This window comes from Thiocapsa rosea (assembly GCF_003634315.1).
Lineage (GTDB): Bacteria > Pseudomonadota > Gammaproteobacteria > Chromatiales > Chromatiaceae > Thiocapsa > Thiocapsa rosea.
On sequence record NZ_RBXL01000001.1, the window covers coordinates 3,177,068 to 3,201,159 of the forward strand.

Below are 24,092 nucleotides of genomic sequence, written 5' to 3' on the forward strand. Positions count from 1 at the left end.
TCCCGATCCTGCCCCGAGCCCTGCGCCCAACCGCCGATGTCGGACGACGATCTTGCAACCGGCTTCCCCGATGTCGATGCGAGCACCCGCTCGGCGGTCTATCAACACATCGGCCAACCGGAACGGGTGATCCGCGAGATCGCACGCGTTCTGCGCACCGGCGGCCGCCTGCTGGCCTACGACAACGACTGGGGTAGCATTGCCCTGAGCAGCACCCTGCGCGAGGTGACGGGCATCATTCAAGCACGCTGGGCGCGAGCCTTCACCAACCCCTGGATCGGTCGGAACCTGCCGCGCGACCTGCTCGATGCCGGCTTTCTCGATACAGGTCGAGACGACCCGAGACAGCCGCCTTCTCGCCACCTGCCGGACGAGGCGCCGGGGATATCCCCGCGATCGCCTGTGGGCGTTATAAACCGATCATCTCCGCATGCAGCCCCCGGGCTCGAACGGAGTCGACGATCCGACTCGGCCGCACTTGCATCGCGTCGAAGTCCACGACCATGAGATGGCGTCTCTTCTCGTGCATGCAGGCACTGTAGACCCCGTGCTCGGCTGCGATCTGCCGCTCCAGCTCGTAGATGCGGTCGTTGTCGAGCTCCTCGTCGATGTGAATCACGATGTCGCCGGTATACATGTCTTGTTCCTCGTCGGGTCTTTCGCTTTTCGTGGTCCGCTAGGCCACCATATTGAAGGTAGTCGATGTTCCCGGAATTCTCCCAGTAAGATTCTACGGTTTTTCCGGAGCCGACCGCGACCATTCGCCACGCACCGCCGCAGCACGCCCATCGGCCGTTCTGGAGGTCGGCGTGCCAGCGGTGCCGGTCCGTCCACCTCGGCCGCGAGCAGCCTCCGCCGTCGCGGCCCGGGTGGTTGAGACGTCTCCTCGATCAGTCTGGGCGGTTGCATCGCGCATTCTTCGTCCGTCAGCGGCGGGTGATCACGGCCTCGAGGTATTCCCCGGGAATCACCAGCGAGCCCGGCCCGGCGATGTTGCGGGATTCGAGCAGTCCCGTCAGATCGGCGTGGAGCCGCGCCTGTCCTTCGCCGTCCAGGGCCGCGAATGCCTTGTGCGTCGGACCGTAGGCGGAACGGGGATGGACCGGGCGGTGGATTGGATGGACGGGGAAAGCGCAAAGGGTGCGTTCATGATCGATCTCCGGTGGACGGGGACGTTCGGCTGCTGTCGGCCCGGCTCCGCGTGGCGATCACCGGGTTCCGACGAGGCCATTCTTTCGCCGACCGCCTGTTGCGGCTTCACTGAAAGTCCTACAATTTTGCTCGTGCGTCCGCCGTTGGGCGGCCCGATCCGAGGTCGCCAACTGCTGGCTGCGCCTTTCCGACCGGAGCAGAGCAATGAGTCGAGATACCCTCTCCGACCTGCTGCGTGCCGTTCGTCTGCGCGGCGCGGTCTTCTACTACGTGAGCAACTGGGACGATTGGGCGGCCGAAGCGCCCCCCGCTCGGGAGATTGCCGCGCCTGCTGCACCTGCCGGCGGCCCGCACCGGTGGCTGGGTCGCGCGCGTCATCGACCAGGCCGCCCAAGAGTCGACCGAGCATCGCCCCGGCGCGGATGCCGTGCTCGAACGGCTGGCGGAGATGATGTTCGTCGATACCGCGCGGCGCTATCTGGACGGCCTGCCGGAGGACGCCACCGGGTGGTTGGCCGGCCTGCGGGACCGCTATGTCGGACGCGCCCTTGCCCTGTTGCACGAGCAGCCCGAACGCCCCTGGGCGATCGATGAGCTCGGGCGCGCGGTCGGCCTGTCGCGCTCGGCGCTGCATGAGCGGTTCATGCAGTTCCTGGCCCAGCCGCCGATGCATTACCTGGCCAACTGGCGGATCCAGGTCGCGTCGCGCCTCCTGCGGGAGACCAATGGCTCCGTCGCATCCATCGCCGTGGACGTGGGCTATGAGTCGGAAGCCGCCTTCTCGCGCGCCTTCAAACGCTTGGTCGGCCTGCCTCCGGGGACTTGGCGCCGAACGACCTCCCGGAGGTGAATGCCGGCCCCATGCGGAGAGAACACCGCCTCGCAGTCCATACGAAACGATGAGGCATCGACGCCGAACCATCCGTTGAGATTGATGCCGCAGGACCATTTCGCTCTTCGATACGGGTTGCACTCCGACCGAACATAGGCGCTGGCGGCGCCCCCAAGTTCGACCTGCGCCGCACCACGTGAGCACACGACACCTACCGCGGGACCCCGCGATAGAGCCGATCCACCCAGTTCAGGAACCAGGGGGGACGCGCGAGTAGAACGTACGCGAGCAGCAGTGCTGCAAGCGGGACTGCGAAGGCCGCGGTGTCCACGACGACGATCAGCAGGGCCAGAACCAGACGGTGGGCGAGACGCATGACGACCTCGGGGTTGGCAATGTCCGCGACGCGGGCGGGATCCGTGTCACTCCTGCGCCGGGCGCGGTTATCGGGTTGTCGGTCGGTGATGGCATCCTTTGCGGCTCATGCTCGTCTGCACCACTGCACCACCGTGATTCTGTAGATTGGCGGGGCGCGGGCCGCCCGGCCGCCGGCACTCGCCATTGCGGCAAGGTCGATCGGGGCCGGAACGGCTGAGCTGATCGCGGGAGCGATTGGTCGAGGAGAGGAGCCGTCTCCCATCAACCGGAAGCGAGTGACTCATCGATCCTGATACCGGACAGTCGCTCGCGGTTCAACGCGTGACAAGTCGCGACCCGGATCTGGCATTCGCGCACGCGCGCGAGCGCCCGCTGTGGCGAGTTTAGCAGACGGCCGTTTCGATTCGTCTGGCCCTACGGGAACAGGAAAGACCCGACGCTGTCACCGACTCTGTCGCGCTCGAACCTCTTGCGCCTTGAGTGCCGAGAATGGTCTCGGGATTTCTCAAGCCCAGCCCTAGCTCGCCGGGTTAGCCGGTACTGGTCGATGCAACGCCTCCAGCGCGCTGGCGATGTCTTGACTCATGGTCGCCAGCGCCCGGCCGTGAGCGGCGGCGAGATCGTCGTATCCGGGCCCGTCCGCGGGTTTCCGCACGCGGGTGCGCCCGGTCGCGTTCCGTCCGTCCTCGGCCCGGCGCACCGTCCACACCGCCCCCGGGGTGGCGGCTTCGCCGAGGGCGGAGTCGAACTGCTGTACCTCGATAGTGACACGGTAGACGGAATCCCCAGCCGTTCGATCGGGGAACAAGGTCACCCTCGGGGTGCCGAGTCGGGTCGCCAGGTTCTCCGCGACCGCCGCGGCAATGGCGTCCGCCAGGGGCGAGGCACAGCGGTTGTACTCCTCCAGGCGGACCCGGTTGGGGGCCTCGGCGATCACCATCTGCGGCCGATCCACCTGGGCCGGGATGGCGACGGGTCCCACGACCACGGCGATGCTGGGGGCCCTGGGCGCCCGGTGGCAGGTTGGCGCCGAGGGTGTAGAAGCGGGCCGGCGTCGAGGCGCACCCGATCAGCGAGGCGCAGATGAGTGCTACACAAGCGAGGCGGTTAATCATTGGTTCCCCTTCCCCTTACCGCGAATCAGCGCCTGCGGGTTGCGTTCCAGATAGTCGCTCAAGACCCGCACCGCCCGCGCCGCTCGGGTGATCTCGATCAGGGCGGCGCTGAGCTCTTGCTGGGCTGCGCTGTTTCTGCTCAGCAGACTCTCGTCGGTGTCCTCGAGGACCCGCTCCGCGACCACTACGGCGCCCCGCAGCGCGGCCATGGTCTTATTGAGCTCGGGCAGGGTTTCGGTGTCGGCGTTCGCGAGCAGCCGGTCCAGGTTCTCGAGCGAGCTGTCGAGCTTCCGGCCGATGGGTTCGAGCGGCAACTCCTCGACCTTGGCGAGGATGTCGTGCAGCTGGTCCAGGATGCCGCTAGCCTTGGACTCGAGGTCCGCGAGCCCGCCGGGGGTCACCGGTAACTCCAGGGGATCCCGGGTCCAGTCCATGTCCGCCTTGGGCGCCTTGGGCTGGTAGTCCAGGGCGACATAGCGCTCGCCGGTGAGCAGATTGCCGGTCCGCAGCTGCACCCGCAGCCCCAGGTCTTCGATCTGGTGCCGAATCAGCTTGATCCGCTCGTCCTCCCCGGCATTCACCAGCGCCCGGCCCAGCTCCTGTTGCCCCGGCGTGAGCTGGGTGACCAACCGCTCGGGGAAGAAGGTGATGAGCAGGCGGGGGCGGAAGGCGCGGGTCTCGGGATCCACCGCCAGGCCGATCTCGGCGACCTCGCCGGCCCTGATCCCTAGGAGCTTCACCGGCGCGCCGACCTGGAGCCCGTCGAGCGTGTCGGTGTAGATGACGTAGCGGCGCGCGACCGGATCGGGTTGCTTCAGGGCGTTCGTCTGGCTGCCGAAGAGCGTGAACACGCTGCCCTCCCCCGCCGGCCCGGTCGCCGTGACGAAGCTCGGCACGTCGAAGGCCACCCCGCCGGCGAGCAGCGACACCAAGGACTGGGTGCGCACATCGAATCCTTCCGCGCTGAGCGAGACATCGATGCCGCTCGCATCCCAGAACCGAGTCTCGGGCGTCACATATTGCTCGTACGGGGTAAAGACGAACACGCTGATGTCGACCCCGGAGCCGTCCGCCGCCAGCGCGTAGGCGACCACTTCGCCCACCTTGAGACGGCGAAAGTACAGCGGGGAGCCGAGCCCGATGGAGCCCAGGTCGGACGCCTTCAGGACGAAGCGCCGGCCGGGCTGATCGGTGATCGCCGGGGCGGCATCGAGCCCGACGAAGCGACGCTGCTCCTTGGTCGAGTTACCCGGCTGGAGCCCGATATAGTTGCCCGAGATCAGCGTGCCGAGCCCCGACACCCCGCTCAGGGTGACCCGCGGCTCCACGATCCAGAAGCGGGTGTCCTCCACCAGGAGACCGGCCGCGCTGCGATCCATCTTGACCGTCAGCTCGACCTTGGAGAATCGGTCGGCGAGCCGAACCGCAGTGACATGACCGATGTCCACGTCCTTGAACTTGACCACGGTCTTGCCCGCTTGAACCCCCGCGGCCGTTTGGAACAGGAGGGTGATGGTGGGCCCCTCGGTCAGGATGCGCTGGACCGCGATCCCGATGGCCACCGCGGCGGCGAGGAGCGGGATGATCCAGACGACCGAGGCCCGGCTTCGACGCGGCGGCTCGAGGCTGGCCAGGGGCAGATCGTCGGTCGTCGTCGGCTCAGACATGACAGGGCTCGATCTCGTTGCGATCCCAGAGAAGTCGGGGATCCAGGGAGTCCGCAGCGAGCATGGTCAGCACCACGACCGCGGCAAAGAACAAGACCCCAAGCCCGGGCTCGACGGACATGAGTGGATCGAGCTGGACCAAGGCAACCGTAAAGGTCGCGACGAAGACGTCCAGCATCGACCAGGGACCGACCGCCCTGACGATCCGATGCAGCCGCATACGCTGTCGCTCCCCGCCGCGGATACCGCGCCGGATTGCGATCAGCAGCCAGCCCAGGGAGAGCAGCTTGCCCAGCGGGATCATGAAGCTCGCGACCAGCACGATCAGGGCCAGCGGCCAGGAGCCCGAGCCATAAAGGAACACGACACCGCCCAGGATGGTGTCGGGCTTGGAGGAGCCGAACGCGTCGGTGACCATCACGGGGAGAACATTGGCCGGGACGAAACAGACGGCGGCGGCGACCCCTAACGCCCAACTCCGCTGGATGGAATCCGGGTGTCGCCGGTGGAGCCGGGCGCCGCAGCGCGGGCAGAAACCCGCCTCGGCAGGAGCATCCATCCGCACCAAAAGTCCGCATGCACTGCATGAGATCAACCCTCGGCGAGCGGCGGTGAATAACGCCCCTGTCATCGGGCAGTCGTTCCGCCGGTTCCGTTCGCAGCTGATGCGCCGGAACCGCGAGGCGTGTCCTGCGTGGACCAAGCGACGCGATCCCAAATGGTCCGCGGGTCGAAGCTGGTGGCCAGGCCAGCCAGCAACGCGAGCAAGGCACCTGTCGCGAAGAGCCCGACCCCGGGGTCCACGGTGGCCAGATCGGCGATCTTCACCAGCGCGACCAGGATGCCGAGCAGCATGACCTCGGGCAAAGACCAAGCGCGCGCGTGGCCCGCAAGACGCAAGAGGGCACCGGCCCACGAAGGCGCGGGCGGTCGGCGCACGGCCAGCAAGAGGGTGCAGACCAGGGTGAGATAGGCCGCCGGGGCGAGCGTCGTACAGATCAACACGAGCGTCGCCGTGATCGGCTGACCCTGGGTCCACATTTCCAGCGCACCGCCGATGATGGTGGTCTGCGCGGACCGTCCGACGGCCGAAAGACTCATCAGCGGGGTCGCCTGAGCGACCGCGAAGGTGATCGTCGCCGCAACGGCGAGGGCCAGAGGCCGCTCGATGGGATCCATCGGCGGAGCGGCCAGAACCTCGCCGCAGCGCGGGCAGCGCGCCCGGGCACCCGGCGGGACGGGCGGCAGCCTTTGAAGCAGGTCGCAACCCGGGCAGGCAACGATGTCGGCGGTCGGGTGTATTCGGGCCATGGGTGGAGTGCTGCCCTATCGGATCTCAAACTCGGATCTCAATGAGGAGGGCTCGGCAAGGGCCCGAAGAACAGCTGCTTGGCCTTGTCCTTGCCGATCAGGCGCACCAGTTCGTGCAGGGTGCAGTACATCAGAATCAGCAGGAAAAGCAGGATCTGAATGGCCCAGAAATGCGGCCAGACGATCTCGGCGAGCAGTTTCTCGTTGCCTGCGACCACACCGCCTGCTTGCCGAGCGAAGTCGACGAGACGCTCCGCATAGTGCACCGCCGCGGCAACCATCTGATACAGCAGCGTCTTCCAGAGCACGTTGTAGACCAGCGGCTTGTCGGGAAAGCGATTGATGATGGGCAGCAAGTCGGCGATCAGCACCGCCTTGCCGAGGATCAGGGCCGCAAGCGCGATCGAGACCGAGGTCGTGACCTTGATGCCGGTCCCCTCGAGCATCAAGACGCGGATCACCAGCACCAGGTGCAGGGCGACGAAGAAATAGAGCGTCGGCGGCAGGATCGCCAAGAGCTCTTCTTTAACCTTGGTGACAACGTTGTTCATGGTGTCCGGGGGTCCTGCCGGGCGGGCGTCCCGGCGTTGTTCAGGTCGCCCGCTCCGCGCGTGCGGAGCGGGCATCAACCGGATCGACCTGGAGCTTAGTCGAGCTTCTTCATCTCCGCCTTGGCCTTCTGCCAGAAGGTCTCCTTGGGTGCCTTCTTGCATTCCTCGACGACGAAGGGGACGACCGTCTCGATGCCCTCTACATCCACGGCCTCCGCCTCGGGTTCGCCCTTCGCGTTGTAGGCGACTGCCCAAGACACCGCTTCGGGCTGGAAGCTCTCCTCCAGAACGAGAAACTCCTCGCAGGTCGTCTTGGAGTCGACCTTGTGGGACGACGCATGCGCGCCGGCGGATTTCCCCGCATGCGCACCGCCGGATGCAATCACCAGCTTCTCGCCGGTCTTGACCACGTCGGAGGTCAGCTTATTCGCTGCCTTGAGTGCATCGACCGAGACCTTGAAACGCTGGCTGATCGCGAACAGGTCATCGCCCTCGACCACCCGATAGGTCGCGGTGGCGGCGTCGTACTTGCCTTCGGCGTGGGTGCGCGGACCCGTGTCCGCCGCTTGGACGCTGCCGAACGCCAGACAGGCGGTCAACGCCAGGACCGAGCAGACCCCTTTCAGGGCGGATTGACGGGAGGGAGTTTGCTGCTGTTGCATCGCTTTGTTCACCTTGGGTTGGGTTGACTGGTTATGGGTCTTGATCCAGACCGGTGATCTCGACCGATTCTGATGGCTGTGCCTCAATAGATCACGGCACGGCGGAAGCTGCGGCGGCCCACGCCGGCGAAGGACACCGGGCTCAGGGGCATGCCGATGATGTCGATGAAGAGCGACGCCGGTCCCGCTTCGGCGGGAAGCGTCCCCTCGAGCACCCGAACCTGGTAGCTCAGATCATCCCCGACGAGCTCCGGCTCCTGGAGCACCAGCACCACGTCATCCATCTCCCGATTCTCGAGGAACGACAGGGTCGCGTTGGGAGGATCGAGCAGGAAGCTCTCCTCGCCTTCACTCCAGAAGGGAACGAAGCGCGCGGTGGACATGTGGCCGGCGATGCGCTCCGGGCGGTCGGAGAACATCACCGTGGCTGGACTGATGCCTTTGAGGGTGAGGCGGCCGTCCGCATGGACGATGGATCGAGCATTCTGAACGAACAGGAAATCCGCCTTATCGCCGGACGCATGGCCCGTTTTCTTGTGCTCGCTCGCACCCGTGTCGGCCATCGCAGACTTCGAGGCCAAGGCCAGGGGCGCCAGCGTGGCGGCTGCGGCAAGCAGGTGTCTTCTCGTGGTCATCGTCGTCTCACAGTTAGGGGTTCAGTGGGTGGTCGGGTCAGGTGTCGGTGTCAATCAGGGCGCTGTCTTGTCGCGTCCCTACCAACGGAAGGTTGCCCCAAGCACGGGGCCGGTAAAACGGATGTCCGTATTGTCCTCGTCGAACTCATAGGACAGGGAACGCAGGGCGAGCGTGATGTCGCCCCAATCGAAGCGATAACCGGCCCCCAGGGCGGCCTGCCAGGTCCAGTTCGACGAGCCGGTGCCCACATCCAGGTAGTAGGGCATGAACCAACGGGTGTCCCCGAACAGGACCTGGCCTTTGACCCCCAGGATGCCGTCCCACTGCTCCCTGTTCGAGGAGACCTTGCCGGTGCGATCGAGCCGGCCGTCGCTGCCCGCGAGTTGCCACGTCAACTCGGTATCCAGGCCGAGGTAGCGGAAACCGGCCAGCAGATCGACATTGCCCCAGTCGCCATGGGACAGGGTGTAGCCGCCGGCCAGCGTCCATACCGTCGCACTCAGACTCGTCTCGGCCTGCTGATTCAGGGAGATGGGCAAGGGTTCGCCGCGGGCTCCGCTGACGGGGCGAATCCGCGAGTCCTGGTTGCCCAGGTCCAGGTAGATGATGTCGGTGACGACCGACCAGGGCCCCTTGCGCGCTTCCCCGCTCAACATCAAGGCAAATTGCAGATTCGACAGATAGTCGTTGGGTCCGATCTCAGTGCTCAGGCCGCGGCTGGCATAATCCAAGTTGCCGTTGACATTCGGCAGCCAGAGATAGGGAGTGACGCTGAAGCGCCAATTCCCGTCAAAGGAGTCAACCTCGGCCACGGCGGGGATGGCGATCAGCGATCCGACGCACAGGGCCGTCGCCTGAGCCAGTGCCGAAAGGGCGGGTGTCGTCTGTATCATGTGTCGATTGAAACTCCGTTCGGTATGAGAACGTCCAAGCGTCGCGTCCCGACTTCGGAAACGCCACTTGGGGTTGGGGCCGCGAGAGGCGTCGTTGGTGCGCGGCCGGCAAAACGGTGCAGGCCAGGGTGAGAGGGCCATGCCCAGGACGACTTGCGCCGATCGGGGCAAGTCGCCTGGCGTACGAACGGATGACGTCAGGTCACGGCGCGAGCCTTGACGTTATTTCGGAAACATCAATTGAATCTGAGCGCGGATCTGCCAGTCGGCGCCTTCGTCCGGCGTGACCGCGTTGTAGTAGGCCGAGAGCTGTGTATTCACCGGGAGCTTGCCCAGGTGGAAGATCTTACCCACGCCGCCGCCGACCGGAATGGTCCAGCGATCATCGCTGTCGGCCGTCCAATTGACCGTGAGGATCGGCGCTGACGTCAAATAGAACCCGCCCTTGAAGTTGTAATTGAGGAAGGGCTGGATCAGGCCGTTGTTGTAGTAGCCCCCGTGCTTATCGTTGGTCAGGGCCCAGATATTATTCACCAGTGCGCCATAGACCCAGGGACTGCCGTGATCCAGATGCAGCATCACGAACGAAGGTCCCAAGCCCCAGTTCCCGTTTCCCAACTCCTCTTCCGTGTTGGTGGGCAACTGCACGACCGGACCCGCGCCCCAGATCCATTTGCCGGGGTTGGCGGGCGACAGGAAGGCTGTGAATACGGTATCGCCGATGCCCGTCGTGCTCTCGATATCGGGTCCGAGGTCCGGCATCGAAATGACCGGGACGATGGTCCGGGTGATGATATTCCAGTCCTGATTGATCGAGATGGGGATCACCGGCTGGATGTTGAGGATGTTCTGGGTGCCCCGCTCCGGCCCGAAGTTGAGATTGGTGTTGTTCTGGAACGGTAAGCTGATCAGGTTGCCGACCGGGTTTTGGGCGAGCTTGGCAAGCTCCTCGGCGCTCATCGTCGCCATGGCGGACCCGGATGCCAGCAGCGCGGTCCCGCAGGCACCGCCGATCAACCACTTTGCCCATCTTGCATTGCTTCGATTCGTCATCTGTCGATCCCTATCCATTCTTTTGTTTGTGCCCCGGCGGGATGGGACTCCAGGGTCGGCCGTGGTCGGAATCAAGTGGCACCGGGGCGATCACGGAACCAAAGCAAAGCCAGCAAACCCGTCAGGATCGCGTGCAGGACGACCGCGGGCCATAGCAACGGGCCGGTCAAACCGTGCGCGACTCCGACATAGGCGAGATACAGCGCGACGGTCGCGCTGTAGATCAACATGCCGATCCGCGGAGGGCCCGGCCAGCAGGCTATCCCCAATGCGATCAGGGCGATGCCCGCCACCCGGGCGACCGGTATGGCGATGCCGGTCGGTTCCTCGCCCAGCAACAACCGCCCGACGAGCGAGGGAACGATCAGCAACGCCAAGCCCGTTGCGACTTCCCCGACCGCGGCGAAGATCAGCGCTCCTTTCATTCTTCGATCAATGCCGATGAGGCGAGCCTACCGGGTGCGCAAGCGGAGGCGGTGGAAAGGGTTCGAGTTTGAAGGTGAGCCTGTCGATCGTTCCGGTGAAATTGAACGGGGAGTCGTAGCGATACTCGACCATCGCGACGCCGGTGCGCGTGTCGAGACCGACGTCGAAGGTTTCGTCCTCAGCGAAGGTGATCGGGGTCGAGTTCTCCATCGAGTTCCTCGCCACTTCCTTGCCGTCCACGTACAGCACACCGGTCCCGCCCTTGCCCAGACCCGGCTCGGCGGACTTGAAGTCGAAGACGATCGTGTGCTTGCCCGGGCTCAGTTCAGGCCCTTCCCAGATGGTGCGCTTCAGGTCGAGCAAGTTGTAAAGGAAGACCACCTTGCCCCGCCCGATCCCGAGTTCGCCCTTACTCAGGAACAGGCCATAGCCACCGAAACGGCCCCCCTGGGTGACGATCATGCCCTCGGCACCGCCTTCGGGGATATTGACCTCGGCAGTGATCGTATAGGACTTGTTCAGGATGTGCGGCGCCGTGCTGCCCGGCACGTTGGCCAGTGTGCCCGAGTAGGTGAACTCGGTGCGTCCCGCCGTCAGGCTGGGCTTCGGCGCGTTCCAGCGCTCCAGCGTCGTGTTGTCCAGCGGGAGCACGTTGTACTTCGCCGCCTCCAGATAGAAGATGTTCTGCAGTTGCTTTAGCTTTTCCGGCATCTTCGCGGCCAGGTCGTTGTTCTGCGTCGGATCGTCCATCACGTTGTACAGCTCCCACTTGTACCCGTCGATCACGTCCGGTGGCGGCTTAGTGCTCAGTTCCCAGGGAAGTGTCACCGGCGTCGTCGCCGCGACCCAGCCGTCGTGGTAGAGGGCGCGGTTGCCGAGCATCTCGAAGTACTGCGTGGTGTGCTTGGTCGGCGCGTCGGCATGGTCTTTGTCCCATGTGTAGGCGAGGCTCGTGCCTTCGATCGGCAACTGCTTGATGCCGTCGATGGTGTCGGGCGCCGGGATGCCGGTGGCCTCGAGGATGGTCGGCACGATGTCGATCACGTGGTGGAACTGGCGGCGCGTACCGCCCGCATCACCGATGCGGGCGGGCCATGAGATCGCCATACCTTGGGCTGTGCCCCCGAAGTGCGACGGCACCTGCTTCATCCACTTGAAGGGCGTCGCAAAAGCCCAGGCCCAGCCTGCCGAAAAGTGCGGGAAGGTGCGGTCGGAACCCCAGAACTCGTACCACAGGAACTGGTCCTTGACCGGCACGGGGACGCCATTGAAGGTGGTGAACTCGTTGGGCGTGCCGTTGATCATGCCTTCGGCGCTCGGCCCGTTGTCGCCGCTGATATAGATGATCAGCGTATTGTTCCACTCGCCCAGATCCTCCACGGCCTGGATGACGCGGCCGATCTCATAATCGGCGTAAGCCTGGTAGGCCGCATAGACATCCGCCTGTTTGATGAACAGCTTCTTCTCTTCAAAGCTCAGCGAGTCCCAGCGTGGCAACTTGGCGCCGTTGTAGATGTCCTGCCCATCCGGCCAGGGTGTCAGTTCGGCATTTTCCGGCATGATGCCCAGACGTTTCTGATTGGCGAAGATGGTCTCTCGCAGCTTCTCCCAACCGTCGTCGAACAGTTTCATGTCACTGATCTTGTCGATCCATTCCGGCGTCGGATGATGCGGGGCATGGGTGGCGCCGGGCACGTAGTAAACAAAGAAGGGCTTTTCCGGCGCCAATGCTTTGAGCTGCTTCATGTACTGGATGGCCTCGTCGGCCATGGCCGTCTGCATGTTCCAGCCGGGGTTGTCCTGGAACGGGAAGATCGGCGTGGTATTGCGGAACAGGTTCGGCTGCCACTGGCTGGCATCGCCGCCGACGAAGCCCCAGAAGTACTCGAAGCCCATGCCGTTGGGCCATTGCTCGAAGGGGCCCGCCTGGCTGTTGGCGAAGAAGGGCGTGTTGTGGTCCTTGCCGAACCACGACGTGGCATAGCCGTTGTGCTTGAGGATGGTGCCGATGGTGCCCTTCTCGATCGGGATGATCGAGTCGTAGCCCGGAAAGCCGGTGGCGATCTCGCCGACCACGCCGAAGCCCACCGAATGGTGGTTGCGCCCGGTGACGAGCGCCGCGCGCGTCGGTGAGCACAGCGAAGTGGAATGGAAATTCGTATAGCGCAGCCCGTTGTTCGCGATGCGGTCCAGCGCCGGGGTCGGGATCACGCCGCCGAAGGTGCTGGGAGAGCCGAAGCCGTCGTCGTCGGTCATGATCAGCAGCACGTTGGGCGCCTTCTTCGGCGGCACCACGCGCGGCGGCCACCAGGGCGTCGAGTCCGAGGCCTTTTGCTTGATCGACCCGCCGAACTTCGGGTCGGGCGGCGGAAGCTGTTGTCCGCTGATCGTGGTGGTGGCGCTGGCCGAACCCGGCACCCCGGTGGTTTCAATCTCCGCTGCGAGGCACGAGGCGGCTGTGGCTACGAGCACGGCTCCTCCGAGTGCCGACATGATTGCTTTCATCGGGTGATCCTTTAGGTTCGTTGACGAGTGCAGAGGCTTAGCCCCTTCTATCGCTTGGAGAAATCGCAGAGCGAGTCTTCCGTGAGTCTTGGGAGTTTCAACGAAGAGGGGCGTGCGGGCATATCGACCCGCGCGTGCCACCCGTTGCCGAACGATCCGCGGGGCTTGCCGATGAGCCGGTGGCCGGACTATTCCCTGCCTGCCTCCACCTTCGCCTCACCCTCCTTCAGCGTCTTGATATCCTCGGGCGAGAGCTCGGGCTGATCGACCCTAATGGTCAGCTTTTCGAGCTTGGCGGTCAGCGGGAACGGCGGCTTGTAGTCGGCGTCGTTCACGCCGGTGAGCGTGTCGGAGCCGATGTCGAAGCTCTCGTCCCACTGCAATATGATCGGCAATGTCTTCTCCATGCGCTTGGTATCGACGACCTTGCCGTCGACCTTGAGCGTGCCGGTGCCGGGCCGACCGAGTCCGCTGAAGCTGTTGTACACGAGTGTGCCGACGCCGAGGCCCTCGTACTGGAAGTCGAACTCCACCGTATGCCGTCCCGGCGACAGTACCTCGGTTCCCTCCCACTTCAGACGTTCGAGATCGATCAGATTCCACAGGAACACGGGCTTGCCCTTGAGCAGGTAGAAGCCGTAACCGGCGAAGCGCCCGCCCGAGGTCAGCATCATCCCTTCGGCGCCGCCTTCCGGCACGTCGATGTCGGCAGTGATGGTGTAGGAGGTGTTCAGCAACAACGGCGAGTCACCCTGCGGCAGGCCGACCATCGGGCGCGTATAGACAAACTCGGTGCGCCCGGCGGTAATGTTTGGGCGCGGTGCGATGACACGCGCTGCCACCGTTCCGTCGAGCGGGAGGACCTGGTGCTTCTTGGCCTCGGCAAGGAACTGTGCGCGCATCGCCTTGACCTTCTCCGGGTGCTTGGCGGCGATGTCGTCAGACTGCGTGAAGTCCTTGCTCAGATCGTAAAGCTGGAACACCTGGTTGTTCAGCGGGTCGGCGTTGGCCGCGCCGAAGGCCTCCCAGGGTGCGCGATCGACCTTGGTGCTGAGCAGCCAGCCATCCTCGTACAGGGCCCACTGACCCATCATCTCGAAGTACTGGGTCTTGTGGCGCGACGGGGCCTTGGCGTTCTCCGCGTCGAAGGTGTACAGGAAGCTGGTGCCCTCGATCGGCTTCTGCTTGATGCCGTCAACCAGCTCGGGCGCGTGAATACCCGCCGCGTCGAGGATAGTCGGCACCACGTCGATCACATGCACGAACTGCTCGCGCAGGGCGCCCTTGTCCTTGATGCGAGCCGGCCAGGACACGACCATGTTCTGGTTGATGCCGCCCAGGCGCGAGGCGTTCTGTTTGAACCAGTCGAACGGCGTGTTGAAGGCCCAGGACCAGCCGGCGGACATGTGGTTGTAGGTCTGCTCGGTGCCCCAGACGTCGTACCACTTCATCTGCACGTCCACCGGCACGGTGACGCCGTTGAAGAAGGCCACTTCGTTCGGAGTCCCGATCGGCCCCCCCTCGGCGCTTGTGCCGTTGTCGCCGTTGATGTAGATGACCAGCGTGTTGTCGAGTTTGCCCAGATCCTCGAAGGCCTGGATCACACGGCCGATCTCGTGATCGGTGTAGGCGGCGTAGGCGGCAAAGACCTCGACCTGGCGGATGAATAGCTTCTTCTCCTCCGCGGTGAGCTGATCCCACGGCTTCAGGACGTCACTGGGCCAGGGCGTGAGCTTCGCATCCTGGGGGATGACGCCGAGCCGCTTCTGGTTCTCGAAGATGCGCTCGCGCAGCTTCTCGTAGCCGTCGTCGAAGAGATGCATGGCGCTGACTTTATCCACCCATTCCCGGGTCGGGTGGTGCGGGGCGTGCGTGGCGCCTGGCGCGTATTTGATGAAGATCGGTTTGCTCGGATCGGTCTGGTGCATCCGCGTCGCCCAGTCGATGGCCTCGTCGGCCATCCCGGTGATCAGGTTCCAGGTGCCCGGCTCCTTGCCCTGGAAGGGGAAGATCTGGGTGGTGTTGCGGAACAGGTTGGGCTCCCACTGGTTGGCGTCGCCGCCGACGAAGCCGTAGAAGTACTCGAAGCCCATGCCGGTGGGCCACTGGGTGAAGGGACCCGTTTGGCTGGCCTGGAAGGCGGGCGTGTTGTGGTCCTTGCCGAACCAAGAGGTGTTGTAGCCGTTGTCGAGCAGGATACGGCCAATGGTGGCGTTGTCAGCGCCGATGATGCTGTTGTAGCCGGGGAAACCGGTCGACTGCTCGGCAATCACGCCGAAACCGACGGAGTGGTGGTTGCGCCCGGTGATCAGGGCGGCGCGCGTCGGCGAGCACAGCGACGTGGAGAACATCCGGTTGTAGCGCAGGCCCTCGTTGGCGATGCGGTCCATCGACGGTGTCGGGATGACGCCGCCGAAGGTGCTCGGCACGCCGAAGCCGGCGTCGTCGGTGATGATGAGCAGCACGTTCGGCGCGCCCTTGGGCGGCACGACGCTCGGCGGCCACCAGGGCGTCGATTGCAGTGCGCCGTCCTTGATGACGCCGCCGAAAGCCGGTTGGGGCGGCGGCAGTTGCTGGCCACTGATGGTGGTGGTGGCGCTCGGCGAGCCCGGGACGCCGGTGACCTGTGTGGCGCCTGCCGCGGCGCCGTCGGGGGTGCCGGCGGCCACCAGGAGCCTCTGACCGATATCGATGGTGTCTGAGCCGAGCCGGTTGGCCGCCTTCAGCTCCGCCACCGTGGTGCCGAAGCGCTCGGCGATGGCGGCCAGATCGTCACCCGCGACCACGGCATAGGTGGCGGTGGCGGCATCGTAGTGACCGTCAGCATGGTGGCGCGGCCCGGCGTCGCCCGCCTGGGCGCCGCCGCCCAGGGCGAGGAAGAGCACTAAAGCTGAGGCTGCGAGCCTTGCCCTCCACTGGTTCGGCCCAAGTCCCGGGATCTTCATCGCTCATCTCCACCCAAACGCTGTTTGAAGAGTCAATATGCCTGTGGGTCGGGCTTCCGCCCCACAGCGGCGCCTCGGGCAATCCCGGAGGTCGAAGTCGGGCTGAAGCCCGACCGACCGTTCTGCAAGGTCGCCGCTGCTCTCGGTGCGATCCTCGCCTGCCCCGAAACGCGTTGCCTTTTGGTGAATTTTCAACCTGGATCAGGCAGTTGACCGCTTTGTGCTGCATGCAAAATTCTGACTTCTTTGACCATCTTGGTCATCTGACGCCTCACCCGCCGGGTGATTGCCGCTACGACCCCCGGGCACGCCCCGCGCGGCGCCCGACTGCGTTGCAACTCGTTGTCGTAGAACCACTACGACGCCTCGTTGCGCCTTGCCGGACACCGCGCGGGACGCACTCCAGGGGCCGTTCAACTGCCGGATCCAGGTTCAATCGTTCGTTCGGCTTCGCGGTCGCCCACGTCGACCAACCGGGTGTACAGCAGGCGCGCGGCCAACTCAGCGACGCCTTTGAACCCCTCGACCCAGCACGTGCTCTCGAGGGGGGCCGGGCGCGTGCCGTCCGCGTCCTTGCTCATCGGAGGGTCCGTGGACTCAGTGGCCGAATGGGCATGGAATACGCGCATGGCCAAGTTGATCCGCATGTGGCTGGACTCTGCCCTGCGGAATGATCCGGCGGGCGGAGTCGCGGGACCGAGCTCGGTCCCGCGGCGTCGTCTGCGCCTACTTCTTCTCATCCATGGCTTTCAGGTCTTTTTCGGCCTTTTCATGGGCCGCATCGAGCTTCTTCTCTTCCTTCGCATCCATCGTTTTGAGATCGGTTTCCGCCTTCGCGTGCGCGGGGTCGAGTGTCAGGTCCGATTCAGCCTTCTCGTGCGCCTTTTCGAGATCTTTCGCACTCTCGGCAGCGACAGCGGTCGACAGGATCAAGGCCAAGGCCGAAGCAGCAACGGTGATCGTCTCTTTCATTTTCATCTCAGATAGCTCCGATTGGTTTCTTATTGAAATCAAACGTTGTTTAGCGCGTTTTCGGGTCTCCTGTGTTCGCGAGTTAAGGATGCGAATGCTCAAGCCACCCAGCGTTTCCCGCCGGGAAGGATGCCCGGCTATTTCCAGGCGCGGAAGCACCGAAAGAAGCGAGCCGGTGCCGGCCGGGCCGCTAGGGGATCACAAGTGTCGCGCCGGCCGTGATCCTGCTGTTCTCCAGGCCGTTCGTCGACTCGATCGCTTCCACCGTCGTGCCGAAGCGCCGGCTGATCTCCAGCAGGTCGTCCCCTTTGGCGATCGTATAGACGCCGGTCTCCGGGTCGAAATAGCCCGTCGCGTGCTTTGGCGGGATGTAGATGACGGTTCCAACAGCGATCTCCTCGGTCTCCAGACCATTGGTCACCAGGATGTCTTCAACCGAGACGTCATAGGTACCGGCAATCGTCTGGATGTCCTCGCCCTCGGCGATGGTGTAAGCGACAACACTGTCGGTTGCAGCTCCGGCCGAGCCTAGAACGAACAGCAGAGCGAAGGGGATGATGCGTGTTTTTGTGTTCATGCTGCCCTCCAAATTGATTGCAACGGTGGTTGACAGTGAAGCTTGCGGGACCGCTTCTGAACGGCCCATCGCGACGCCGTCCGCGTGGACGACGGAGCGGGCATTGCGCCCCCAGGGGCTGGTCCTGTCGACATGGGGATTCGGGTGGCCCGCGGCGCTGCTGACCCGGAAGCGTGCTCAGGGGTCGCTTGGCACGTAGACCCAGACCTTGGGGACGTCCATGCCCTCGATCGCGAAGGCTGTGCTGTTGAACACCTGACCCAGATTGGCGGTCTGTCCGGCCGGATAGGTGCCCCAGGTGACCTCGTTGCCGGTCACGACAACGCCGCCGCTGCCGGCCGGGATGTTGAACATGACCTGACACGGATTGCTATCGCACTGGGCCGTATCGCCCGGCGAGACCGTGACCTGCATAAAACCACTGACCTCCGCGGCCCGACCGATCGGGACGGCCAGCAGCAGCGCGGCGGGCAGGCACAGCGCGACCGTCCGGCGGCACCGGGTGCCGCGATGGGTCGGGACCAAGGACTCGGTCCAGCTCTGTCGTTTGAGCGCCATTTTGATTCCTCCGCTGTCGTGTTGGTTGGCTGTTGGTAGGGACCGTCGTTGTGCCTTCAAGCAACTGAACCAACGGACGACCAGCGGGCAGTGATCAAAAGAGTCCAACAGTTGGGTCAGCGCCCACGCGAACCGTTGAAAGCAGGTTCTCCAGCGACGGCGAATGCGAATGCGCTCAGAGCGGTCAGGCGTGTCATCCGTCAATTCTCCTCGGATCAATCCGGAAAGGTTTTTCCGAAAGCGAGCTGGAGTGATGAGCGATTGGGGACAAATCGCCGGTTCCGGTCAACTCCACACTAACAGCGCCGACTCCGCGCGGGTATCGGCCCTAAGGACATCGACTCTGCCCCTTGGGGCAATCTCGTGTCGATCCAGAGCCGCTCCGGCGTAGCCGTGGCCGAGTAGGCGCGGGTCCGATCCAGCTAGTCTTCGGAAGAGTGGTGAGAGGAGAGGCCCTTCAAGCGCTCGGCCAGGGCGCCCAGCTCGGCCGCCGAGCCGGCACCGAGCTTGCGCATCATCTGCGCACGCTGCAGCTTGACGGTGCGCTCGGCGATACCCAGGCCTTCGGCGATCTGTTTGTTGAGCTTGCCGGCAACCACGCCCTCGAAGACCTCGCGCTCGCGCGGAGTGAGGGCGGCGAAGCGCGAACGCAGGTCAGCCGCCTCCCGACCGGCGGCACGCAGCGCCCGGTCGCGAGCCAAGGCCCGGCCGATCGCGTCCAGCAACGCGTCCCGCTCGATCGGCTTGGACAGAAAGTCCACCGCGCCCGCCTTCATCGCCCGCACGCTGGAGGCCACGTCGCCGTAGCCGGTCAGGAACACGACCGGCAGGCCGCTGCCCTGGCGCTGCAGGGCCGCCTGTAGCTCAAGCCCGGAAGGCCCCGGCAGGTGCATGTCCAGCAGTAGGCAACCTGGTTGGTCGGGCAGCGGTTGCAGTAGAAACTCACCGGTGGAGCCATAGCCGCGGGTCTCGAAACCGGCCGCGCCGAGCAGGCGCAGCAGGGCGACGCGCTGGGACTCGTCGTCGTCGACGACGTGGATCAGAGCGACATCACTCATGCCGATGCCTCGTGTTTATCGATACCTTCCGGTTTCGCTTCGTGCGGCCGAGCGCGGGCAACTCAACCTGGAAACGGGCGCCGCCTGCGGCCACGTTCTCGGCCCAGATTCGCCCATGGTGTGCATTCACCAGCGTCCGGGCGATGGCCAGCCCGAGCCCCATCCCGTCCTGCTTGGTGCTGAAGAACGACTCGAACACCTGCTCGAGGTGCTCCGGAGCAATGCCGGTGCCGTGATCGGTGACGCTGATCCGAACGTGTCTCGCGCGTTCCTCGATGGCCAGGACAGCGATGCGACGGTCTGTCGCGACATTGGCCATGGCATCCATGGCGTTGATCGTCAGGATGATCATGATCTGTTGGACCTGGACGCGATCGCCCAGGATCATCGCCCGCGGCACCGCCGGGCTCAGGGACAGCGTCACCGCTCGGCGCCGGGCCTCGACGCGCAGCAAGGCAAAGACCTCCCCGGCCACCTCGACCAGATCCAGTGGTTTCGACTCCGTGCGTTGTTTGCCGAGCAGCGCCCTCAACCGTCGGATCACTTCGCTCGCGCGCAGATCGTCCCGGCGGATATCGGCGAGAATGGCGCGCAGCTCCCGATGTCGAGCCGGGTCGGGCCAAGACTCTGCTTCCGTGTCCGTCGCAGCTCCCGGACCAGCTCCGGCACCGAGGATCAACTCGGCGGCGTCGGTATTGCTGAGGATGGCCCCCAGGGGCTGGTTGATCTCATGCGCGATCGAGCCGGTGAGCTCTCCGGCCACCGATACCCTGGATGCATGGATCAGCGCGAACCGCTGTTTCTGTTCGGCCTGTTCGGCGACTCGCCGCCGCCGGCGCTCGACCAGCAGCCAGACGATCAGGCCGCTCTGCAGCAACATGACGACGGTGAGGAGGATCGCCTCGCGACGGTGCGCCTCGAGAAAGCCCGGCTCCCGAAAATGAATGACGGCGTGATCCGGAATCTGATCTTGATCGAGCCGCCAGCGGCGGACCTGATTCCAGTCGAGGTTCAAGGTCGTCGGCAACACCGCGGGCAGCTCAAGCGCCTCGGCGGCCACGCCGTCGAGCAGCGCGTTGACGGCCCGACCGACCTCGCGTCCCATAGCGACGTAGCTCGGACAATACCCACCGACGATACCGGTGCCCATGGTCGTATCCGAAGGCGCGAAGACCGGCACGCTGGCGGACTGCGCCATCGCGGCCCCGGCCGCCAGGGGGATGAAGGACTCACCGTTGCCGTCGCGGAAGTAGCCGGGCGTAAAGACGATGCTGTCCCGATCCAGCGCGCGCAGTCGCTCGAGCAGCTCATCCGTCGGCAGGCCGGCAAGAAACTCGGGCGTCACCCGTGCCGCGAAGCGCGGCACTTCCGCGCGCAACCGCGCCTCCCACGCACGATCCCAGGGCGCTGCGCCGGTGACCAACACCAGGCGCTTGGCGCGCGGGCTCAGGCGTAAGGCCAGATCGATGGTGCGCATGGCATCGAACTCGATCGGGATCCCCACCACATCGGCCGGAAACGGGGCGAGGGACGCCAGCACGCTCGGCCTGATTCCCAGGTGGATGATCGGCGCGTGCGGAAACAGCCCCTCGCGATGGGCCAGCAGGAAGGTCAGCGCGTCTTCCCCGCCGGCGACGATCACCTGCGGTGACCGGCGCGAATACTTCTCGCTCAGAAAACGTGTCACCGAACGGACATAGGACTCGCCGGAGAAGCGCGCAGAGTCGAGAAACTCGACGCTCACCTCGGTGCCGGCAGCGATGGTCTCGTCCAACCCCTGCTCGACCTTGATGGTGGCAGGCAGCGCTCGCTGATAGCCAAAGAGGACGAGGACGTGAGGTTCCTCCGCTGCCGTTGCCGGGCTTGCGCTCGGCAGCAGCAGCGCGCAACCGAGCAGGCCGAGCAGCGCTCGTGCACACCGCAACGACCGGGCCGCCCGCGAGATCAGGGCTGCACCCTTTGCCGAAGGAGCGAGGACATCCCATGCGAAACGTACTACGGCGGACGCCGGTCGAGAACCCGAGGCGAGGGCCTCAAGCGGGCTGGCCGAGTCGGCGTGGCGCGCCCCGAGCCGCGACGGATCCACGGTCGAACGCGACCGCACGAGCAGAAACATTGCAGACCCATCTGTAGCCAAACCTTCGGACATCATAGGACGCTTCCGGTCAACCAGGTCAGCAGATGACGCAACGAACGCGAGAGACGGACGAACCGCGGCGATCAGGATCTGCAACATCGTGGATTCGTCCACCGGGACGACGCGCGTCCTTCGGAGCGCATCGAGGGTCGCATTGAGGCAGGAGGCGGCCACCGGATGAACGTCGGGTTGCCGCCCACCGCTGTGGCCCGCGTCGTTTGCACTCTTCCGATGTCCTCCAGCTTCAGTTGACGCCGATCCACCCTCGTCCTCGGCCTATTGAGTTTGGGGCCAGCGCGAAGGGCGGCTGGTCGTCCGGATCGGTCTCGGCGTTGACACCGATGCGCCTCGGACCAGTGTCGACTGGTCCGCCGAGACGCGAATCAACACTCGGAGGATGGCGCAGTCAGAATTCAGCGCCTATTGGATCAAGAGGCACCTCGTTTGCCCGAAGGTGCAAACCTCAGGCCCCTGGCGGTCCATGCGGTGAGGGCAATGCGAAGCCGGCCGCGCTCGATCGGTATCGAGACCCACTGTGGTCAGCAGCACCCGTCGGAGTCTCGCCTCGGTCGAACGGCAGCTCGACGAGCCGTTTTGGATCGGGTTCCATGCTCTGAACAGGTATGCAATTCAGACGACAGCGGCCGGCGCAGTCCGTTTGCGACGTCTGGTCGTGAGCGGCTTGACCCGTCTTCTACTTCCGATGTGTGACCGACTGCTTGTGGCAAGCCGAACACTCTTCCCAAACGGCCGAGGGCCTGCGACGGTCGTGACTTGTCAACGTTGAAGCGCAGTCGACTTTCCGCTGTCGGGCTTCATTGAGTCATTCGCTTGCGGCCGATGGGAAAGGGGTGATGTCCGCAACCACCTTTCGTGGCCGCAAGCCTGAGCGGCCGCGACTGACCGCTGATGGGGCACGGCCGTCGCCCAAACCGGCGACTCGACTGACAGCTGTCCTGGGTCGACATCCGGTCTTTTCGGGGGCCGATCCATTGCGGCTGGCCCCGACACATCGGCTCTTCACGGGAAACCAAGGCACGCGCTGCTCCTCGACGCCACGAGCGTGAGTGAAGTCCGTGCCTCGAGGCGTGCGCCGGAGTTTACGCCGCCGTGAGGCGGGTGAATCCCGATCCGCTGCAGCGCTGTCGGTTGTTCTACCGCGAGGACACACCGTCCATGCTGTCTCTCTCGAGCCCAGCCTGCGCCCGACGAAACCAGCCCAAGATCTGGTCCAGGTGAGCGCGGCCGTAGGTCCGCGCAAAGCGTTGCGTCTCCTCTTGACCCGGGTCGGCGAGGACGCGGATGCGCTCCTCGACATACTCGGGGGTCAGCGCAATGCCGCACCTGACCTCGATGCAGAAGCGCCAGCTTGCATAGCCGGTCGGGATGAGCTCGGCGGCGAAACCCGCGGTGTCATCGGTCATCGCTCACTCCTCCGCGCCGCGGGTCCAGGCCGGAAACGGGTCCGGGAGCCATCGCCAACCGTCCGGCCCCAACGCCATCTCGGCATCGTCGAGGAGGCAGGCATCGAGCCGGGCGCGCATCTGCGGCGCGTCCAGGTGCTGGCCGATGAAGACGATCTCCTGGCGACGGTCGCCGAAAGGGCCGTCGAAGTCCGCCTCGATGCGAGCACGCTGCGCCGGATCCTCGGGCCAATGCTCGCGCGGGGCCGCGTCCCACCATAGACCCGCGGGTCCATGACGCACCAGACCGCCGGCTTGGGACCATTCGCCGGCCCAATCGAGGCGCGAGGCGAGCCAGAAGAAGCCCTTGGAGCGCAGCAGGTTGCCGGGCCAGTCCTCCTGCATGGCGGCATGGAAGCGCCCGGGGTGAAACGGCCGGCGGGCGCGATAGACCAAGCTGCCGACGCCGTATTCCTCCGTCTCCGGGGTGTGGGTGCCGCGCAGCTCCGCGAGCCAACCGGGCGCGTCGGCGGCGCGCGCGAAGTCGAAGCGGCCGGTGTCGATGACCTCCTCGAGCGGGACCTGCCCGAGGACGGCCGGGAGGATGCGGGCGTGGCGATTGAGCTGGCGCAGGGCATGGATCAGGCGCTCGCGCTCGGCGCTGCCGATCAGGTCGATCTTGTTCACGATGATGACGTCGGCGAACTCCACCTGGTCGATCAGCAGCTCCGACAGAGCACGGACATCGTCGGCACCGAGGGACTCGCCTCGATCGGCGAGGTCGTCGGCGCTCTCCAGATCGGCGGGAAAGGCGACCGCATCCACCACCGTGACCAAGGTATCGAGCCGCGCCAGATCGCTCAGACTCTCCCCGGTCGCGTCGCGAAAGGTGAAGGTCTCGGCCACCGGCAGCGGCTCGGAGATGCCGGTGGATTCGATCACCAGCACATCGAAGCGCCCGGCCCGCGCCAAGGACGCGACCTCCTCCAGCAGGTCCTCGCGCAGCGTGCAGCAGATGCAGCCGTTGGTCATTTCCACCAGCCGCTCCTCGCCGCGGCTCAAGGTCACCTCGCGGTCGACCAGCGCCGCGTCGATGTTGACCTCGGACATGTCGTTGACGATCACCGCGACCCGTCGGCCTTCGCGGTTGTTCAGGATGTGGTTGAGCAGCGTCGTCTTGCCGGCACCCAGGAAGCCGGACAGGACCGTGACGGGCAGACGGGCATCGCTGTTGGATGGGGTCATGGATGGATCGCTCGTT

At 65.1% G+C, this 24,092-nt stretch carries 24 protein-coding genes; 2 read left to right on the forward strand and 22 right to left on the reverse strand.

Features of this window, described 5'->3' with window-relative positions:
* Window positions 1-36: 36 nt before the first annotated feature.
* Window positions 37-507, forward strand: coding sequence for a methyltransferase domain-containing protein (locus BDD21_RS29230; protein ID WP_120797708.1), 471 nt, complete (start codon window positions 37-39; stop codon window positions 505-507).
* On the opposite strand, the gene BDD21_RS27845 is transcribed toward BDD21_RS29230, so the two are convergent.
* Window positions 410-637 carry a heavy-metal-associated domain-containing protein gene (locus BDD21_RS27845; RefSeq protein WP_170164645.1) on the reverse strand — a complete coding sequence of 76 codons (228 nt, stop codon included), beginning with the start codon at window positions 635-637 and terminating at the stop codon, window positions 410-412. The two genes, BDD21_RS29230 and BDD21_RS27845, sit on opposite strands and share 98 nt — an antisense overlap.
* A gap of 801 nt (window positions 638-1,438) precedes the next feature.
* Here BDD21_RS27845 and BDD21_RS14240 point away from each other — a divergent pair.
* Entirely contained in the window at window positions 1,439-2,002 is a 564-nt protein-coding gene (locus BDD21_RS14240) for a helix-turn-helix transcriptional regulator (protein ID WP_281269181.1), read from the forward strand.
* 193 nt (window positions 2,003-2,195) lie between these two features.
* Here BDD21_RS14240 and BDD21_RS27850 read toward each other — a convergent pair whose 3' ends face one another.
* The 21 genes from BDD21_RS27850 to zigA all read right to left on the reverse strand — a co-directional run bounded on the left by BDD21_RS27850 (window position 2,196) and on the right by zigA (window position 24,076).
* A complete protein-coding gene (locus BDD21_RS27850) occupies window positions 2,196-2,360 on the reverse strand; it encodes a hypothetical protein (protein WP_170164758.1) in 165 nt (54 codons plus the stop codon).
* A 519-nt stretch (window positions 2,361-2,879) separates the two neighbouring features.
* The gene (locus BDD21_RS14245; RefSeq protein ID WP_245969601.1) at window positions 2,880-3,344 is read right to left on the reverse strand and encodes a PqiC family protein; all 465 of its coding nucleotides are present in this window, start codon (window positions 3,342-3,344) and stop codon (window positions 2,880-2,882) included.
* A 129-nt stretch (window positions 3,345-3,473) separates the two neighbouring features.
* On the reverse strand, window positions 3,474-5,144 hold the full coding sequence (locus BDD21_RS14250) for a PqiB family protein (protein ID WP_120797709.1): 1,671 nt from the start codon (window positions 5,142-5,144) through the stop codon (window positions 3,474-3,476).
* Complete coding sequence (locus BDD21_RS14255) at window positions 5,137-5,703, reverse strand: paraquat-inducible protein A (RefSeq protein WP_245969602.1); 567 nt, start codon at window positions 5,701-5,703, stop codon at window positions 5,137-5,139. Before BDD21_RS14255 ends, BDD21_RS14250 begins: the two co-directional genes overlap by 8 nt.
* A gap of 68 nt (window positions 5,704-5,771) precedes the next feature.
* On the reverse strand, window positions 5,772-6,455 hold the full coding sequence (locus tag BDD21_RS14260) for a paraquat-inducible protein A (RefSeq protein WP_120797711.1): 684 nt from the start codon (window positions 6,453-6,455) through the stop codon (window positions 5,772-5,774).
* A gap of 38 nt (window positions 6,456-6,493) precedes the next feature.
* Complete coding sequence (locus tag BDD21_RS14265) at window positions 6,494-7,006, reverse strand: hypothetical protein (protein WP_120797712.1); 513 nt, start codon at window positions 7,004-7,006, stop codon at window positions 6,494-6,496.
* A 95-nt stretch (window positions 7,007-7,101) separates the two neighbouring features.
* Window positions 7,102-7,668, reverse strand: coding sequence for an HdeA/HdeB family chaperone (locus tag BDD21_RS14270; protein WP_147431086.1), 567 nt, complete (start codon window positions 7,666-7,668; stop codon window positions 7,102-7,104).
* Window positions 7,669-7,751: 83 nt separating this feature from the next.
* Window positions 7,752-8,303 (reverse strand): hypothetical protein, encoded by a 552-nt coding sequence (locus BDD21_RS14275; protein WP_170164759.1) that lies wholly within the window; start codon window positions 8,301-8,303, stop codon window positions 7,752-7,754.
* Between the two features lie 78 nt (window positions 8,304-8,381).
* The gene (locus BDD21_RS14280) at window positions 8,382-9,197 is read right to left on the reverse strand and encodes a hypothetical protein (protein WP_120797715.1); all 816 of its coding nucleotides are present in this window, start codon (window positions 9,195-9,197) and stop codon (window positions 8,382-8,384) included.
* 222 nt (window positions 9,198-9,419) lie between these two features.
* Window positions 9,420-10,250, reverse strand: a complete 831-nt coding sequence (locus BDD21_RS14285; protein ID WP_120797716.1) for a transporter family protein — start codon at window positions 10,248-10,250, stop codon at window positions 9,420-9,422.
* A 71-nt stretch (window positions 10,251-10,321) separates the two neighbouring features.
* Complete coding sequence (locus BDD21_RS14290; protein WP_211335059.1) at window positions 10,322-10,627, reverse strand: hypothetical protein; 306 nt, start codon at window positions 10,625-10,627, stop codon at window positions 10,322-10,324.
* 55 nt (window positions 10,628-10,682) lie between these two features.
* On the reverse strand, window positions 10,683-13,181 hold the full coding sequence (locus BDD21_RS14295) for an arylsulfatase (RefSeq protein ID WP_120797718.1): 2,499 nt from the start codon (window positions 13,179-13,181) through the stop codon (window positions 10,683-10,685).
* 188 nt (window positions 13,182-13,369) lie between these two features.
* Window positions 13,370-16,126: a sulfatase-like hydrolase/transferase gene (locus tag BDD21_RS14300; protein WP_120797719.1), complete on the reverse strand. Its 2,757-nt coding sequence runs from the start codon at window positions 16,124-16,126 to the stop codon at window positions 13,370-13,372.
* Window positions 16,127-16,539: 413 nt separating this feature from the next.
* Entirely contained in the window at window positions 16,540-16,707 is a 168-nt protein-coding gene (locus tag BDD21_RS27855; RefSeq protein WP_170164760.1) for a hypothetical protein, read from the reverse strand.
* Window positions 16,708-16,852: 145 nt separating this feature from the next.
* Window positions 16,853-17,104, reverse strand: coding sequence for a hypothetical protein (locus BDD21_RS14310; RefSeq protein ID WP_120797721.1), 252 nt, complete (start codon window positions 17,102-17,104; stop codon window positions 16,853-16,855).
* 184 nt (window positions 17,105-17,288) lie between these two features.
* On the reverse strand, window positions 17,289-17,675 hold the full coding sequence (locus BDD21_RS14315; RefSeq protein ID WP_120797722.1) for a LysM peptidoglycan-binding domain-containing protein: 387 nt from the start codon (window positions 17,673-17,675) through the stop codon (window positions 17,289-17,291).
* 177 nt (window positions 17,676-17,852) lie between these two features.
* Window positions 17,853-18,233 carry a hypothetical protein gene (locus BDD21_RS14320; protein ID WP_120797723.1) on the reverse strand — a complete coding sequence of 127 codons (381 nt, stop codon included), beginning with the start codon at window positions 18,231-18,233 and terminating at the stop codon, window positions 17,853-17,855.
* 422 nt (window positions 18,234-18,655) lie between these two features.
* Complete coding sequence (locus BDD21_RS14325; RefSeq protein ID WP_120797724.1) at window positions 18,656-19,291, reverse strand: response regulator transcription factor; 636 nt, start codon at window positions 19,289-19,291, stop codon at window positions 18,656-18,658.
* Window positions 19,284-21,215 carry a sensor histidine kinase gene (locus BDD21_RS14330; protein WP_245969603.1) on the reverse strand — a complete coding sequence of 644 codons (1,932 nt, stop codon included), beginning with the start codon at window positions 21,213-21,215 and terminating at the stop codon, window positions 19,284-19,286. The genes BDD21_RS14325 and BDD21_RS14330 overlap by 8 nt, the downstream gene beginning before the upstream one ends.
* Before the next feature lie 1,367 nt (window positions 21,216-22,582).
* Window positions 22,583-22,852 carry a hypothetical protein gene (locus tag BDD21_RS14335; protein ID WP_120797725.1) on the reverse strand — a complete coding sequence of 90 codons (270 nt, stop codon included), beginning with the start codon at window positions 22,850-22,852 and terminating at the stop codon, window positions 22,583-22,585.
* Window positions 22,853-22,855: 3 nt separating this feature from the next.
* Window positions 22,856-24,076: a zinc metallochaperone GTPase ZigA gene (zigA, locus tag BDD21_RS14340; protein ID WP_120797726.1), complete on the reverse strand. Its 1,221-nt coding sequence runs from the start codon at window positions 24,074-24,076 to the stop codon at window positions 22,856-22,858.
* Between the last annotated feature and the right edge of the window lie 16 nt (window positions 24,077-24,092).

Excerpts from the sequence above, each read along its gene's own strand:
- BDD21_RS29230 (WP_120797708.1), top strand. The coding sequence starts at position 37 with ATGTCGGACGACGATCTTGCAACCGGCTTCCCCGATGTCGATGCGAGC.
- BDD21_RS27845 (WP_170164645.1), bottom strand. The coding sequence starts at position 637 with ATGTATACCGGCGACATCGTGATTCACATCGACGAGGAGCTCGACAAC.
- BDD21_RS27850 (WP_170164758.1), bottom strand. The coding sequence starts at position 2,360 with ATGCGTCTCGCCCACCGTCTGGTTCTGGCCCTGCTGATCGTCGTCGTG.
- BDD21_RS14250 (WP_120797709.1), bottom strand. The coding sequence starts at position 5,144 with ATGTCTGAGCCGACGACGACCGACGATCTGCCCCTGGCCAGCCTCGAG.
- BDD21_RS14255 (WP_245969602.1), bottom strand. The coding sequence starts at position 5,703 with ATGGATGCTCCTGCCGAGGCGGGTTTCTGCCCGCGCTGCGGCGCCCGG.
- BDD21_RS14260 (WP_120797711.1), bottom strand. The coding sequence starts at position 6,455 with ATGGCCCGAATACACCCGACCGCCGACATCGTTGCCTGCCCGGGTTGC.
- BDD21_RS14265 (WP_120797712.1), bottom strand. The coding sequence starts at position 7,006 with ATGAACAACGTTGTCACCAAGGTTAAAGAAGAGCTCTTGGCGATCCTG.
- BDD21_RS14270 (WP_147431086.1), bottom strand. The coding sequence starts at position 7,668 with ATGCAACAGCAGCAAACTCCCTCCCGTCAATCCGCCCTGAAAGGGGTC.
- BDD21_RS14275 (WP_170164759.1), bottom strand. The coding sequence starts at position 8,303 with ATGACCACGAGAAGACACCTGCTTGCCGCAGCCGCCACGCTGGCGCCC.
- BDD21_RS14280 (WP_120797715.1), bottom strand. The coding sequence starts at position 9,197 with ATGATACAGACGACACCCGCCCTTTCGGCACTGGCTCAGGCGACGGCC.
- BDD21_RS14285 (WP_120797716.1), bottom strand. The coding sequence starts at position 10,250 with ATGACGAATCGAAGCAATGCAAGATGGGCAAAGTGGTTGATCGGCGGT.
- BDD21_RS14295 (WP_120797718.1), bottom strand. The coding sequence starts at position 13,181 with ATGAAAGCAATCATGTCGGCACTCGGAGGAGCCGTGCTCGTAGCCACA.
- BDD21_RS14300 (WP_120797719.1), bottom strand. The coding sequence starts at position 16,126 with ATGAAGATCCCGGGACTTGGGCCGAACCAGTGGAGGGCAAGGCTCGCA.
- BDD21_RS27855 (WP_170164760.1), bottom strand. The coding sequence starts at position 16,707 with ATGAGCAAGGACGCGGACGGCACGCGCCCGGCCCCCCTCGAGAGCACG.
- BDD21_RS14310 (WP_120797721.1), bottom strand. The coding sequence starts at position 17,104 with ATGAAAATGAAAGAGACGATCACCGTTGCTGCTTCGGCCTTGGCCTTG.
- BDD21_RS14315 (WP_120797722.1), bottom strand. The coding sequence starts at position 17,675 with ATGAACACAAAAACACGCATCATCCCCTTCGCTCTGCTGTTCGTTCTA.
- BDD21_RS14320 (WP_120797723.1), bottom strand. The coding sequence starts at position 18,233 with ATGGCGCTCAAACGACAGAGCTGGACCGAGTCCTTGGTCCCGACCCAT.
- BDD21_RS14325 (WP_120797724.1), bottom strand. The coding sequence starts at position 19,291 with ATGAGTGATGTCGCTCTGATCCACGTCGTCGACGACGACGAGTCCCAG.
- BDD21_RS14335 (WP_120797725.1), bottom strand. The coding sequence starts at position 22,852 with ATGACCGATGACACCGCGGGTTTCGCCGCCGAGCTCATCCCGACCGGC.
- zigA (WP_120797726.1), bottom strand. The coding sequence starts at position 24,076 with ATGACCCCATCCAACAGCGATGCCCGTCTGCCCGTCACGGTCCTGTCC.